The organism is Pseudomonas sp. CCI4.2, from assembly GCF_034350045.1.
In the GTDB taxonomy this organism is placed as follows: Bacteria; Pseudomonadota; Gammaproteobacteria; order Pseudomonadales; family Pseudomonadaceae; genus Aquipseudomonas.
The window spans coordinates 4,821,088-4,835,127 of the sequence record NZ_CP133781.1; the positions used below are offsets into that span (position 1 = coordinate 4,821,088).

Below are 14,040 nucleotides of genomic sequence, written 5' to 3' on the forward strand. Positions count from 1 at the left end.
AGGTGGCGGCGTATCCAAATGTTTTGCGTTGTTTTAAAAATCCAAACGACTCTGTAGGAACCAACTTGTTGGCGAGGCGGCGTATCAGACATATCTCGTCAAACCCCTCGCCAACAAGTTGGCTCCTTGTACAGAGAAGGGTGCGGGGTTACGCCACCCAAGGCGACTTGCGGATGATGTCGACGAAGTTCATTGGTTTGAACTTAGGATCAAGGTCCACCAGCACGTCAGCGTTGACGGTACCAAATGTGGTGTCTGGCTTGTCTTTGAAGCCATCGGCGAACGCACAGATGATGCATTCCTTGAAGCCTTCGCCACGAGGATGCGCATGCACCACGGCGTCACGCTGTTCGGTGGAGAACGCAGCGTATTCCATACCCAGTACGTCCATTTCGACCCCTGCCGTCACCAACGCCACGTTCGGACGCAAATGACGCACGACGTTCGGTGTGGTGTGCAGGGCAATTGATAACCAGACCTGCTCCATGTCGCCTTCCGACAAGCCAAACGGCTTCACGAAGGCGCGGGCGGCGTTAGCGCTGTCGACTTCAAAACGCTCGTCAGCGCTGCGATGGCCTTCCACCAAACCGAGGTCATGGAACATGGCGCCGACATACAGTTGTTCGGCATCGTACTTGAGCCCTTGGCGTTCACCGCTCAATGCGCCGAACAAGAAAACCCGGCGGGAGTGGTGATACAACAGGTCAGGTTCGTTATCACGAATGTATTCTGTGGTGGCTTTGGCCAGGGCGCTGTCAGGGATCTTAATACCGGCAATGTGGGTGGTCATGGTGACGTTCCTCAGGCTATCGCACCTGTATGGCGCGGCTGAAACAAGTCTCTGCCCGTGGGGGCTTGGCCACAATCGGCGCGAGGTCACGTTATCTGCCAAACGTCCGTCATATCCTGCCACCTGGGATCGGCTAGACTACGCGCCGCTTCTGACTCAGCTAAAACCGGCGTTGCGAGGAAATCGCGCGACAAATAAGAATTGAAAAGACGTGAGGAAGTTGTGTCAAAAGGCATTGCGCTGTCGGTTCTGGCCTCGATCCTGTTCGCGGTCATGTATTTTTACACCTCACTCCTCAAGCCCCTGAGCGGCAGCGAAATCTTCGGCTGGCGTATGCTGCTGACGGTGCCGTGCGTGACGCTGTTCATGCTTTCCAGCGGCGACTGGCGGCTGGTGCGCGACATCGCCACACGCTTGCGGCAGTCACCCATTCTGTTAACCAGCATGCTGCTGTCATCGCTTTTACTGGGCGTGCAACTCTGGCTGTTTATGTGGGCGCCGTTGCATGGACGCAGCATGGACGTGTCGCTGGGCTATTTTCTATTACCGCTGACGATGATCGTTACCGGCCGCATCGCCTATGGGGAACACCTGTCACGCCTGCAAACTATCGCCGCGTGTTGTGCGCTGGTGGGGGTTGGCAACGAGCTGTACCGCGTGGGCAGCTTTTCCTGGGAAACGCTGTTGGTCGCATTGGGTTATCCGTTTTATTTCGTTTTGCGGCGCAGGCTGGGCACCGATAACCTCGGCGGCCTGTGGTTCGACATGGCGCTGATGCTGCCGGTCAGTCTGTGGTTCATCGTCAACGGCAACCCCAGCGCCCTCTCCCACTCTGCGCGTTTGTATCTGTTGATTCCGGTCCTGGGCATGATCAGCGCGTCGGCGCTGTGCAGTTACATCATCGCCAGCCGCCTGTTGCCCTTCAGCCTGTTCGGGCTTTTGAGCTACGTTGAACCGGTGCTGTTAGTCGGCGTGGCCTTGCTGCTGGGGGAAAGCATCCACCGCGATGAATGGTTGACCTACCTGCCGATCTGGTTTGCGGTGCTGGTGTTGGTCGCGGAAGGCAGCAAACACCTGCTGGCTCAACGCCGAAAGAATCGCGTCCGCGCCGCTCTGTAGGAGCTGGCAGTTAAGCAGTCTCGTGAACACGTTCGCTCCTACAGTTTTGCAAACCGCTCCAGCTGCATTTCCTGCAAACGGCTCAACGTGCGGCGAAAGGCGAAGGACAGGTAGCCCTCGGTGTACAACGCTTCAAGCGGCACTTGCGCCTCGACATACAGCGGTACTCGACGGTCATAGCACTCGTCGACCAGCGCAATGAAACGCCGAACACCATCGTCGTGCACCGACAATTGCGGCAGTACGCGATCACCGGCCGAGACCTGTTCTACCGCATCCTCAGTGCCGCGGGCGATTTTTCCTTCGCGCTGTTTGGCACTCAACGCCGGTACTTCGCTGATCAAAATCGCGGAAAACCGATCGCATAAATCGATGAAATCCATGGCCGCCAATGGCTGTTCGCAGACGTCGGCATAACGGCACCACAGGACTTTTTCGCTGTGGCGGATCACGTTGATGCGGCGATGACCGAACGCCACGGGCTCATTCGACGATGGCTGGCCCGCGCTCAGCTGCTCGAAGACACCGGCCAGCGCACTCACACTGCCCGGCTGACTCACCCAGTAACGCTGATGCAATTGCCCCGGATGCAGGCGGTGGTCTTCGCCGCCGTCGACGGTCACCACGGTCATGTAACGGTTAATGGCGACGATGGCCGGCTCGAAACGCTCACGGTTGTGACCGTTTTCATACAACTGCTCTGGCGGCTGGTTGGAGGTGGACACCACGACCACGCCCTCTTGAAACATCACTTGCAGCAATCCACCGAGAATGATCGCGTCGCCGATGTCGTTCACGAACAGCTCATCGAAACACAGCACCCGCACGTCTTTGGCCAGTTCTTGGGCCAGCGCCCGCAAAGGATTGGCGGTGCCGGTCAATTGGAACAGGCGCATGTGAACCCAGCGCATGAAGTGATGAAAATGCTGGCGCCGCGCGGGCAAGCTCAGGCTGTCGTAGAAACGGTCCATCAACCAGGTTTTTCCACGGCCCACCGGCCCCCACAGATAAACGCCCTGGGTCTGCGGCCGACGCTTGCCGTCGTGTAGCGCCAGGAAACAGTCTTGCAAGCACTGCGCAGCGTTTAACTGTGCAGCATCGGGGGTAAACCCTTGTTGGTCGATAGCCTGTCGATAGGCGTCCAGGGGAGAAACAATGTTCATCAAGAAATGGGCTCCTCAATCGTGATGCACGCCGGCGCGCTTAAGCATCTGCTTGCAGCGTTCGGACAAGTGAAGCACGTGCAAGTGCTTGCCGACTTTGACGTAGCGCTCACGCAAGGCCTTCAGCGCGGCGATGGCGGAGTAATCGACAAAACTCAAGCGGCGACAGTCCAGAGTCACGTGGGCGGGGTCATTGGCGGGGTCGAACTGATTGAGGAATGGTGTTGTCGAGGCGAAGAACAGCGTGCCGTGTAAGCGGTAGAGCTTGCTTCCGTCTGCTTCCAATGAACTGTCGGCATAGAGCTCGCGAGCCTGCTGCCAGGCGAAATTGAGCGCGGCAATGACGATGCCGCACAATACAGCGGTGGCCAAGTCGGTAAATACGGTGATAACCGTCACCGTTAAAATCACCAACACGTCGTTCAGCGGCACCTTGTTCAGCACCCGCAACGAGGCCCAGGCGAATGTTTGCTGCGACACGACGAACATCACCCCGACCAATGCGGCCAGCGGAATGTGCTCGATCAGCGGGGAAAGAAACAGCACGAATAACAGGATCATTACCCCAGCGACCACGCCGGAAAAACGCCCACGACCGCTGGAACTGAGGTTGATCACGGTCTGACCGATCATGGCGCATCCGCCCATGCCGCCAAAAAACCCCGAGACCATATTGGCCGCCCCCAACGCCACGCACTCTTTATCCGGGTAACCACGGCTTTCGGTGATTTCGTCGGTAAGGTTCAGCGTCAACAGGGTTTCAAGAATGCCGACCAAAGCCATCAATACGGCGTAAGGGGTCACGATGAACAGGGTTTGCAGGCTCCACGGCACTTGAGGCAGCGCCAAACCGGGCAAGCCTGCGGCAATGTGCGCCATGTCACCAAGGGTGCGGGTCGGCAGGTCAAGCAGATACACCGCCAGACCGACACCGAGGATGGCCACCAGCGCCGACGGCACGGCCTGGGTCAAACGTGGCAGCAGGTAGACGATGGCCATGGTCAATGCCACCAACCCGATCATCAAATAAAGCGCTGGACCGCTCAGCCAGGTTTCTCCGCTCTTGAATTGCTCCAACTGGGCCAAGGCGATGATGATCGCCAAGCCGTTGACGAAGCCGAGCATTACCGGGTGCGGCACCATGCGAATCAGCTTGCCCAGTCTCAGCAGGCCAAACACGATCATGATCAACCCGCCGATCACTACGGTGGCAAGCAGGTACTGCACGCCGTGTTGCACCACCAGCGCGACGATCACCACCGCCATTGATCCCGCCGCGCCGGAAATCATTCCCGGGCGGCCGCCGAACAGGGCAGTCAAGGTGCAGATGATGAAGGCGCCGTAAAGCCCCATCAGCGGATTAAGGTGGGCGACCAGGGCAAAAGCGATGCACTCGGGCAATAGCGCGAATGACGTCGTCAGTCCAGCCAAGGCATCGGCGCGTAGGCGATTTGATTTCATGGCTTACCTAAATTGTTCGCCAGCGAAGTCAGACGCAGGAAGGCGGGAAAAGAGGGTTGAGGATGGTACGGAGTTGGAGGCCATCCCGCCAGCCATGCACCCACGTCTGTTGCCCTACAACTTGGCCAAATGCCACATAACCACCCATTCCTCGCTGAACTGCTCCAAAACGACACAGTGTTGTGTCTCGGCGGGCGGCCCGTTTTGCATGACGTCGGATTTATATATTTAACGATGACCCGCTCTAATCCAGCGCTTTGCGCCGCAGACAACCCATAAAGTTGACCTGCAGCTCAGCTTTATGGCGCAGTTATTGCCTTATGCAAAAGCCCCCTCTCAGCACTTTTCCGTCGTGGTTGTGCGTCCGCTCGTTTTACGTGGAGTTTCCCTATGCCTGTCTGGCGAAAAAGTATTCAGTGGCAACTCACCTTGAGCATGGGTGCAGCATTGGTCATCAGCAGTCTGATTGTGATCGCCATTTATGCCTTCGCCTTGAACCGGCTGACCGATCGCTATCTGCTGCAACAAGCCATGCCCGCCAGTGTCGAGGCCATCCGCAACGACCTTGAGCGGCTGCTCGCTTCGCCCCTCACCGCCGCCAGTGACATTGCCGACAACACACTGGTGGAGGATTGGTTGCGCACGGGGGAAGACCCTGCCCAACAAGCGACCTTCGTGCGTTACCTGGCCAATATCCAGCAGCAACACAAAGCATTGACCACCTTTATCGTCGCCAAGGACAGCGGCCACTACTTCACCAACAAAGGGGTGGACCGCACGTTGCAGCCTGGCGCCAAGGAAAACGGCTGGTTCTATGATTTCCTCGCCAGCGGCAAACCGCGCGCGCTGGAAATCGACATTGATCAAACCACCCGAGTCCCTACGCTGTTCATCAACCAGCGGATTGAAAGCAACGGCATCGTCGTCGGCGTGGCAGGCCTTGGTTTTAGCTTGAGCGCCTTGTCAGAAATGGTCCGTAACTTTCATTTTGGTGAGCATGGTCAAGTCTATCTGGTGAGCCCGGACGGCAAGGTCAAGGTTCACCCCAACGCCGATTTCAACGACCGCCAGTCGCTGGAGCAGTTGGTCGGCGCGGGACCGGCCCACTCGTTGTTGGGCGCTACCACCGGTAAAACCCCAGTCGAATTCGAGCGCAACGGCCAAGCTTTTGTGGCCCTGGCCGCGCCGGTGGATTCACTGGGCTGGACCCTGGTCAGTGAGGTGCCGCTGGCGGAAGTCTACGGCCCGGCCAAAGACGCACTGACGATCATCTCCGCTATCAGTCTGGCAGTGGTGCTGTGTTTCCTCGGTTTTGTGGCCTGGATAGCACGTGGCATCGTGCGGCCAATTCGTCAGGTCACTACCGCGCTGATCGACATTGGTGGCGGCGATGGCGACCTGACCCGGCGTCTGGATGATCATCGGGAAAACGAACTGGGCGATTTGGCGCGGGGCTTCAACCGTTTCATTGGAAGCCTGCACGAACTGATCGGCGATGCATTGACCACCAGCGAACAATTGCGCCAGAGCGTGGGAGATGTCGCGCGGGTGGTGGAAAACACCTCGACGCGGGCGGTGCAGCAACAACAGATGACCGACATGGTCGCGACCGCTGTGCATGAGATGGGCCTGACGGTGCAGGAAATTGCCCGGAATGCCGGTGCCGCTGCACAGGTGTCACGCAGCACGCAGGACCAAGCGGTGTCGGCCAAACGTATCGTTGGCCAATCGATTGCTCATATTCAGGCGATGTCCGACGGTGTCGGCAGCGCAACAGGCGCGGTTGAAGCGCTGGCCACCAAGATCGCCAACATCGATCAGGTGTTGACGGTGATTCGCAGTATTTCCGAGCAGACCAATTTATTGGCCCTCAACGCAGCCATCGAAGCAGCGCGTGCCGGAGAACTGGGACGTGGATTTGCGGTGGTCGCCGATGAAGTTCGCACCCTCGCCGGTCGCACTCAGAGCGCTACTGGGGAAATTCAGCAGATGATTGGTGAACTCAAAGGCGGTGCCGACCAAGCCGTAGCGTCCATGCGGGCAGGTCAAGCCGCCACGGGCACCGGTGTTGAAGCGAGCCGCCGCACCGGTGACTCACTGGATGCCATTGCAGGGCATGTCGAGGAATTGACCGACCGTAACCATCAAGTCGCCGCCGCCACAGAGCAGCAAAGTTCGGTCACCGAAGAGATCAACCGCAATGTTCAAGGCATTGCCGACCTTGCGCAATCGACGGCGAAAGACGTGCAGATTTGCCGCGAGGACTGCCTGAAACTGTCGAACAAAGCCGACCATCTGGCCTCACAGATGGCGCGGTTCAAATTGTAGGCCGTGTCGATGGCGCCGTACAAAAACATATAGGAGCGCGCTTGCCGCGATGGAGCGCGAAGCGGTCCCATTAGGCAGACCCGGTTTCGACCGAAAGAATAGAGCGGCTGATTTACGACTGCTTCGCAGCCGATCGCGGGCAAGCGCGCTCCTACGGTTGGCCAGTGTTTTTACTGACAGCACCGTGCAACCGTGACCACCTCCCAAGCGCGTCCAATACCTCATTCGTCGCCACCACCGTCGCGTACTCGCCATGCAGATTACCCAGCGACATGGCATGCACTTCTTCGGCGGTGTGCGGATTGCCGAAGAAGTCGGGCTGATCGAAGGTGAAGCAGGCGTCATGCACGACCAGTACGTCAAACCCAAGATTGCCGCCACTGCGCGCCGTCGACTCTACTGAGTTGTTAGTCACCACGCCGACGATGACGATTTGGCTGATCGAATCGGTGCGCAGCTCACTTTCCAATGACGTCCCACAAAACGCATCGGGTGTTTGTTTTTGCCACTCGCGCTCGCCTTCCACCGGCAGAAACTCAGGTTGATAGTCGACACCCGATTGCTCCGGCCAGAATACGGAGTCTGGGGACCGGGAAAAATGTCGGACATGAATAACCGGACGCTGAGTCGCGCGCCAAAGGGCCAGCAGCCGAAGCATCTGCAGCTCGGCATGAGGGTTGTTGCGCCGTCCCAGCTTCGGATGATTGATGCCCTCTTGCATATCAATCAGCACCAGCACTGCGTTGGATTGAATATCCATATGATCCTTGTCCTCTAGAGGGCGCTGAATACCTGCGCCAGGTTTTGATTGGCAAACTGCTCGATCACAAAGTCGACAAACACCCGAGTCTTGCCGGGCAGCAGGTTATGTTCGCTGTAGTACAGCGAGATATTACCGTCGAAACCTTCGGCGGTGACTTCGCCGACTCATTAATCCCACTGCTTGCCGTCGGTCCGCCACGGCACCGGCGACGAAATCGCCAGCTTCGTCAACTATCTGGCCGGCCCGGAAGCGGGCTACATCACCGGCGCGAGCCTGACCATCGACGTCGGCTTCGGCGCCTGATAACCAGCAAACGTCAGCCAATGGCACGGCCCCGGACTTCCCACGAAGCCGAGGCCGTGTTGCATTTGAGCGTTATCCGCTTTAAGCACATGAAAATTCTGAAAAAAACTTTTGCCTTCGTCAAAGGTTTCGACTACATTAGCGCGCCTCGACAGACCGAATGGTTTGACGAGATACGGTGAGGTGTCCGAGAGGCTTAAGGAGCACGCCTGGAAAGTGTGTATAGAAGAAATTTTATCGAGGGTTCGAATCCCTCCCTCACCGCCAAACATGAAATACGCCAAACCCCTGAATTCATTGAAGAATCTCAGGGGTTTTGTGGTTTTAGAGGACTGGAAAAAGGCGGTTTTTACCCATATGGGAATAATATGGGAATAACGCTAGAGTTTTAGGGCGTGCTCAAGGATGCCGATGACGTCCGGTCCATCCTCGTTAATCCAGGTGCCGTAGTGCTTGCGGATCATGTTTCCATTGGTATGACCCATCTGCTCCGCGATCCAGTCGATTGAAGCGACGCCGGTACTCAACAGTTGGCTGGCATACGTATGTCGGCACTGGCCAGGCCCTCGGTATCGAACACCTGCGTTTTTCAGATGGGCAACGAAGAAGCGTTCGCGAATGCTGAGATCGCTAACGTGGGGCTCACCGGTGACGGTGTTCACGAACACAAAATGGAGTTTGTGATTTCTGACTGTTCGATTGTCCCGCTCGACAATTTCAACGATGTCCGCTTCTTTCCCTCTGGTGATTGCCCAAACTTTCCGAAAGGCATCAATTGCAGGAGCAAGCAACCTGACTTTTCGATTCGAGCGACGGGTTTTGGTAACTCGATATGCACCACGGACTTTCGAACGGCAGAACGTCACGGTACCGGCCTCGAGGTCGACGTCCTCCCAAGCCAGCGCAATCGTCTCTGAGACACGTGGGCCAGCCCATATCATGAATTGCACCATCAGCAGTTCGTGCGTTCGATCCGTCGGGGTCGCGAGGATTTGCGCAATCTCTGCCCTGGTGAATGGATCTGGCGTTGGCGGGTCTGGCAGGCGAACATGCAAGCCTTCAGTTGGATCATGCGCAACCCTTTTTCGCGTGCGATAGAGCCTGAAAACTTGACGTACATTGCTTACAATATCCCGAATGGTTTTATTACTCAGTGTGGCCGACAAAGTTCCCTGAACCCATTCCTGCAGATTTAAGTAATCAATTTTATCAATTTGTACTTTTCCCCACCTCGGACGGACATGGACCTCTGCCTTACTTTAGTAACCTCGATAGGTCGTTGCGGCCACATTATTCATCTGTATGGACAACCATAAGTCTAAATAGTAGCCAAAAGTGTTACCGACGAGTTTTGTTGAATTCGGAAAGTGCCTGGCGTAATCAAATGTATTTGCCTGAATTTCATACTCAATGATGTCAACCAAGCGTTTCGCGTGCGCCAAGTTAGCCGCGTTGTTTCCTCCCGGAATTGATTCACGACACAATTCCCCCTCATGACGAAAGTAGATTCGGACTGAATTGCCCCGAGCTTCGACGCCATTAGTCATGTAGTCCCTTACTTTTATATCGATGCAAAAACGGAAAGCCAATGGTTACAAAAAAGGCCCGTTTCCGGGCCTAGAATGTTGAAGCGTTGGTTCTAGTGGACGCCGTTCAGCGTTTCTGCTGAGCGGTTCGCCGGGCAGCATTCAATGCTTGGCGCTGCTTGCTGCACTTGGCATGATTTCCACAGGCACGCCATTTTCCACAAAGGTCACAAAGGCTTGTGTGATCAATGTTCCAGGGAAAGCGCTTGATGCTGTTCGCCGGATTTGATTGATTTGGTGGGGGAGATGAATGCGGCGATTGCGGTGCATGTTCACGGACCGACACCGCCGCCGGATAGTGCGGCGGCGTTTGCTGGGCATCAAGGTAAGGCTATGGCGTTGGTAGGCCAGTTAAAACCCATCACCCTGTAAATAATAAGGGCGCCCATCGGCGCCCTTATTATTTACAATTACCGCTTGGATTATGCACATAACTCGCGTAGCGCGGCGGTGGCCAAAAAACCCGAACGTGAAGCATAACGATGATCTTTCATTACTTTCTCATCAATGCGATTCAGCAGGTGCTCAGGCAGCGAAGCGTTGAACCGTACAGACTTGCCCAAATACGGTGTAAGGTCAAAATCCACTACCGCCCATACGCCCCCTGCGAAGTCTGGATTGTCCAGGTGAGCGTCGACTTCCAGTGCCTGCGGCAACGTCTCGTCATCCGCTACCAGACCTTCCAGATGCAGAGCCAGTGCTTCGCGTACGTTTTCCAGCGCCTGCGAGAAGGTTGAACCGCAAGAGAAGCAACCCGGCACATCAGGGACAGTTACCCCGTATTCGGAATCCGCGTCTTTGTGTATTACGACTGGAAATTTCATTTCGTCTTAGACCCCTTGGTGGTCCTCAAAGGACCCCGGTGTTACATGCCGACCTCACTTGAGGCCGGCAGACTTCAGTATGTTGTTCAGCGTCCCTTTAGCTATGTCGGACTTGGGGTGCGGCACTGTTACCCGGCCCGGTTTGGTAGAGTGTTTGAACTGGTGGTGACTGCCCTTTACCGCCACTTCAAACCCTCCATCCGCCAGCATTAAGTCAATCACTTCCCTACTTCGCATCGTTCCCTCCACCCTTGCCGACGTTGTGTATCGTACACACGACTTTGATTTGAATCAACAGCCAAATACACACCGTACACACTGCTGCGTGCAACGGTTCGCATTGGGTGAAAACTGTGCATCGAAAAAAATGGGCGAAGGAACGCACTTTTCCCCCTCCCGCCGACGGGCTTTGTGTTCGTTTTTTATGCAACCGCAGGTGTAGTGCAAACGAAGCTGTGACTCAGGCGGGCCATGGGGCTTAGCGGGTAATTGCCGATTTCATTTTGTGCAAGGTTTTGAAGAGAAATGAATCGCGGTTGCACTGGGACGCTGTCGTCGCTTGGGAAGACGGGGAGTTGGAGACCTTGGTTTTGCGGGGCCGCAATTTGGAAAACGCCAGTTTCGGGACATTTTCCATAATGAGATCGCTAACGGCCGGGCAAATACGAGGATTGCATCGGAGTGGTGGCCAGAGAGATGAAAGCCCCGCAGGACATGGCTTCAACTGGACGTGCCAGCGGGTTACGTTGGTTCAACGGTAAACTTCTCGACGGTTGCCAAGCTGTACAACCAGTATCCGTAAAGCACCGTCCTGAATCTCGCAGATTACTCGAAAGTCTCCTACGCGATACCGCCACAAGCCACCCAGTGGACCTGTAAGCGCCTTGCCAGTAGTTCTCGGATCATCCCTGCTGGACACCCGCTCATCCATAAAATCAAGAATGCGCTTCGCTGACTGCTTGTCGAGCTTGCGCAACTGTGTTTTGGCCGTGTCGGTATAATCAATCGTCCAAGCCAAGGTCTTTCCTTACGTCCGCAGCAGAGTGAACGACCTCTGTATTTTTACGGACACGCTCCAGGACTTCAGCCGCGAGGTAGTAATCCTCAAGGTCAGTCAGACCATGATCGATGATTTCGCGCAGATAATACGCCTTGGTACGCCCGGTGCTGGTCGCCAAAAAATCTAGGCGCTGCTCGGTTTCGGGTGCCAAGCGAATGGAAGTGGCCATGTCTAAGGCTCCTATGTAATACGTGTATTCACATTATCACAAATCTACGCGGCAGCACTCAAGTAGGTGCAGGTCGAATGCCTAGCGTACGACTTTTTCCAAATTCTGTGCCCCCCCTATGCGAAACGGTGGCCAAAATACTCTACAGACCACGGAATACGTGGCTTTGACACATGGCGATCAAGTCGCCACCTAGGCTATCTGGAAAGGCATTAAAATAAAAATTCTATATGAATCAGCAGGTTATGAATTTTGAAAAAGTCCTCTCCTGATAGCCCCAAAAATAGTTAGGGTGGCGTCAAAGTGGCAATCGGCGAATGCTCTGAAAGCCCCGTTCTGCTTGGTCTGTAGAGATAAGAGAAGAAAAAAAGATATTTAATAGTCACTTTAAACTCCAACCTGAAAAAACCATAAATGGCCTTTGGATGGGTGTTTCAGACTCCTACCCATCTACTGGCTCATTTATCCATGGGAACACCATGGGAACAAACCAGCTCACCCACCTCCTCTACAGCCCTTATAAACCGGGGGCCGCGTGTGCGAAATCGTCGATCGGGCAGGTTCGAATCCCTCCCTCACCGCCACATTGAAACAACACGAAGCCCCTGAATTCAGCGATGAATTGCAGGGGCTTCGTGGTTTCTGGGGTTTGAAAAATGGGCCCTGGGACTGATAGGGGACCAGAACTGGAACCGGCCCTTCAGAGTTATCGAAATATCTACCAGGCTTTCACCGGGCGCGATCTGAAACAGGTGGTGGGGCAAAAGCTGAACGCAACGGTCGGTGGAGACATGCTGAAGCGGACTCAGGGGCTGCGGCAGAGTGGGGCCAAGCACGCCGGTGAGGTCCGCGAATGCCTCCTCGGTGCTATAGATCTCTACGGCGAGCACATTCGATACACTTGGATTAACACGTTTGGAGTCGGATCTGTCGAGGTGCGACCTCAACCAGTCAGACCTTCTACGATGAACACGCGGTATTCTGCCCCCTTCAAACGGTGCTTCAGCGCCGCTTGGTACAAAGGGCTATCGTAGGCTGCCTTAGCATCCGCTACGGTGGGGAACTGAAGGATAACGGCACCATCGACCGGAGCGCCTTCCAGCGTTTCTACTGCGCCGTAGAAGGCCAGTGGCGTGACAGGGTGGCCTGCCGATGCAGCCGCTGCGCTTTCCTCATACTTTTTGAATTCTTCTGGATCAGTGATCCGATCTCTGACGTAAACAACATAAGCAGTCATGGTTAATCCTCGATGGATTCGTGAGCCGCCGGTCGGTGTTGATTGCGGCACACGATAGGTGGCGGGTCAGTTACCAGAGCGATTAAGCAGCAGGCAAATCGCCAAGACGCTCGGCAAAGTTCAGCTCAAAATCGCCTACCTTGCCGAAACCAGCTTTCAACAATTTGGGATATGCATTCTGAGCTTCAGGCCATAGGTCTACACCCTGAAGGATATGGTTCGACATCCAAAGATCCCCTTCGCAGGGAACGCCTGCGCGAGCGTTTACCATTTTCTTGCCGGTCTCCAGAGCGCGTTTCTCGAAGCGTGCCATGCGGCGTGCCAGCGCATCGACGAAAGCATCGAGTTCCGTGTCTGGAAGCGCCCGATTCACGAAGCCATATCGCTCACCAATATCAGCGTCAAAATCGTCAGCACTGCAAACTATCTCCAGTGCGCGTGAGCGCCCGACGAGCGCGGCGAGCCATTCGACGCCGCCACCGCCTGGAATCGAGGAACCGCCTACTGAAATTAATGCGAACTTTGCGTGCTCCTTGGACGCGAAACGCATGTCGCAGGCCAAAGCAAATTCAAAGCCCTGCGCACGTGCTCTCCCACGTACCTTTGCGATGCTGATGACGGAAGACTGCGCAAGGCGTGTGACCCATTTTGGCCAGTTACCAAAGAACGGCATCGCACCTGGTTGGTCAGGAATGGACAGCCTGTTGTCGACATCGTGGTGATTCATGAAGAAATCTTGGTCGCCGCTCTCAAACACAACGACCTTCAGGTGCTCATCCTTCTCGATGTTGTCCATTAGGACGTTCAGCTCAGCGAACATCGTCGGATCAAACAGATTGAGCGGCGGATTGTTGAGGATGACGCGCCAGTAGGCTTGGGATTCGACAATGATAGTCAGGCGGTTAGCAGTGTTCATATGTGTTCTCGGCTTTTGCGACCTGTGCAAGATCACCGGTTTCAGAAAATCCGCCTGTTGAGGTGGCATAAACAAACGGGTAAATGAAAAAAAGCCACCACCAATCGGGTTGAAGTACGTTGGCAATGGCCTCAAGAAACGGCGGCTCAACGATCTTGCTGCCGGCTTTAAAACTTTCCTTACCAGCCTTGGACTGCCACTGAGACTTCACGCCATTCGCTCCAGGTGGCAGCGACAGTAGGGAGAAACGGCCCAGTTCAAGAGACTGTGCGGCTAGCCATAATCGTCATTCTTGGCTGAGTTGGGGCTCATTGAACAAGA

General features: G+C 55.5%; 14 protein-coding genes, 1 tRNA gene and 4 pseudogenes. 5 read left to right on the forward strand and 14 right to left on the reverse strand.

Annotated elements, in window-relative coordinates; genetic code table 11:
* Nucleotides 1–148 precede the first annotated feature (148 nt).
* A complete protein-coding gene (locus RHM65_RS21780) occupies nt 149–790 on the reverse strand; it encodes an HD domain-containing protein (RefSeq protein ID WP_322168913.1) in 642 nt (213 codons plus the stop codon).
* A gap of 222 nt (nt 791–1,012) precedes the next feature.
* Here RHM65_RS21780 and rarD point away from each other — a divergent pair, with 222 nt between their 5' ends.
* Nucleotides 1,013–1,909, forward strand: coding sequence for an EamA family transporter RarD (gene rarD / locus RHM65_RS21785; protein WP_322168910.1), 897 nt, complete (start codon nt 1,013–1,015; stop codon nt 1,907–1,909).
* Nucleotides 1,910–1,947: 38 nt separating this feature from the next.
* Here the strand turns inward: rarD and zapE are convergent, their stop codons facing one another.
* Nucleotides 1,948–3,072 carry a cell division protein ZapE gene (gene zapE / locus RHM65_RS21790; RefSeq protein WP_322168907.1) on the reverse strand — a complete coding sequence of 375 codons (1,125 nt, stop codon included), beginning with the start codon at nt 3,070–3,072 and terminating at the stop codon, nt 1,948–1,950.
* A 15-nt stretch (nt 3,073–3,087) separates the two neighbouring features.
* Nucleotides 3,088–4,533: a SulP family inorganic anion transporter gene (locus RHM65_RS21795; RefSeq protein ID WP_322168904.1), complete on the reverse strand. Its 1,446-nt coding sequence runs from the start codon at nt 4,531–4,533 to the stop codon at nt 3,088–3,090.
* A 531-nt stretch (nt 4,534–5,064) separates the two neighbouring features.
* Between RHM65_RS21795 and RHM65_RS25515 the strand changes: the two are divergent.
* Both RHM65_RS25515 and RHM65_RS25520 read left to right on the forward strand, forming a co-directional pair.
* Nucleotides 5,065–6,006 (forward strand): annotated as a pseudogene (locus RHM65_RS25515) (cache and HAMP domain-containing protein); the annotation flags it as partial.
* Nucleotides 6,007–6,132: 126 nt separating this feature from the next.
* On the forward strand, nt 6,133–6,861 hold the full coding sequence (locus RHM65_RS25520; RefSeq protein WP_416195145.1) for a methyl-accepting chemotaxis protein: 729 nt from the start codon (nt 6,133–6,135) through the stop codon (nt 6,859–6,861).
* Between the two features lie 151 nt (nt 6,862–7,012).
* On the opposite strand, the gene RHM65_RS21805 is transcribed toward RHM65_RS25520, so the two are convergent.
* Nucleotides 7,013–7,621, reverse strand: coding sequence for a cysteine hydrolase family protein (locus RHM65_RS21805; protein WP_322168898.1), 609 nt, complete (start codon nt 7,619–7,621; stop codon nt 7,013–7,015).
* A gap of 14 nt (nt 7,622–7,635) precedes the next feature.
* A pseudogene (locus RHM65_RS21810) lies at nt 7,636–7,761 on the reverse strand (LysR family transcriptional regulator); the annotation flags it as partial.
* A 9-nt stretch (nt 7,762–7,770) separates the two neighbouring features.
* Here RHM65_RS21810 and RHM65_RS21815 point away from each other — a divergent pair.
* Nucleotides 7,771–7,927, forward strand: a pseudogene (locus tag RHM65_RS21815) (SDR family oxidoreductase); the annotation flags it as partial.
* Between the two features lie 177 nt (nt 7,928–8,104).
* Nucleotides 8,105–8,194, forward strand: a tRNA-Ser gene (locus RHM65_RS21820).
* A gap of 113 nt (nt 8,195–8,307) precedes the next feature.
* On the opposite strand, the pseudogene RHM65_RS21825 reads toward RHM65_RS21820, so the two are convergent.
* From RHM65_RS21825 to RHM65_RS21865, 9 genes and pseudogenes are all read right to left on the reverse strand, one after another.
* A pseudogene (locus RHM65_RS21825) lies at nt 8,308–9,474 on the reverse strand (Arm DNA-binding domain-containing protein).
* A 141-nt stretch (nt 9,475–9,615) separates the two neighbouring features.
* Nucleotides 9,616–9,789 carry a hypothetical protein gene (locus RHM65_RS21830; protein ID WP_322168896.1) on the reverse strand — a complete coding sequence of 58 codons (174 nt, stop codon included), beginning with the start codon at nt 9,787–9,789 and terminating at the stop codon, nt 9,616–9,618.
* A gap of 146 nt (nt 9,790–9,935) precedes the next feature.
* On the reverse strand, nt 9,936–10,337 hold the full coding sequence (locus RHM65_RS21835) for a type II toxin-antitoxin system HicB family antitoxin (RefSeq protein WP_322168893.1): 402 nt from the start codon (nt 10,335–10,337) through the stop codon (nt 9,936–9,938).
* A 54-nt stretch (nt 10,338–10,391) separates the two neighbouring features.
* A complete protein-coding gene (locus RHM65_RS21840) occupies nt 10,392–10,574 on the reverse strand; it encodes a type II toxin-antitoxin system HicA family toxin (protein ID WP_322168889.1) in 183 nt (60 codons plus the stop codon).
* Nucleotides 10,575–11,088: 514 nt separating this feature from the next.
* Nucleotides 11,089–11,355, reverse strand: a complete 267-nt coding sequence (locus tag RHM65_RS21845; protein WP_005730593.1) for a type II toxin-antitoxin system RelE family toxin — start codon at nt 11,353–11,355, stop codon at nt 11,089–11,091.
* Nucleotides 11,339–11,566 carry a hypothetical protein gene (locus RHM65_RS21850; protein WP_005730594.1) on the reverse strand — a complete coding sequence of 76 codons (228 nt, stop codon included), beginning with the start codon at nt 11,564–11,566 and terminating at the stop codon, nt 11,339–11,341. Before RHM65_RS21850 ends, RHM65_RS21845 begins: the two co-directional genes overlap by 17 nt.
* 943 nt (nt 11,567–12,509) lie before the next feature.
* Nucleotides 12,510–12,803: a DUF1330 domain-containing protein gene (locus RHM65_RS21855; protein WP_322168882.1), complete on the reverse strand. Its 294-nt coding sequence runs from the start codon at nt 12,801–12,803 to the stop codon at nt 12,510–12,512.
* An 82-nt stretch (nt 12,804–12,885) separates the two neighbouring features.
* A complete protein-coding gene (locus RHM65_RS21860; protein WP_322168879.1) occupies nt 12,886–13,719 on the reverse strand; it encodes an enoyl-CoA hydratase/isomerase family protein in 834 nt (277 codons plus the stop codon).
* Nucleotides 13,706–13,930, reverse strand: coding sequence for a hypothetical protein (locus tag RHM65_RS21865; RefSeq protein WP_322168877.1), 225 nt, complete (start codon nt 13,928–13,930; stop codon nt 13,706–13,708). The genes RHM65_RS21860 and RHM65_RS21865 overlap by 14 nt, the downstream gene beginning before the upstream one ends.
* Nucleotides 13,931–14,040 lie beyond the last annotated feature (110 nt).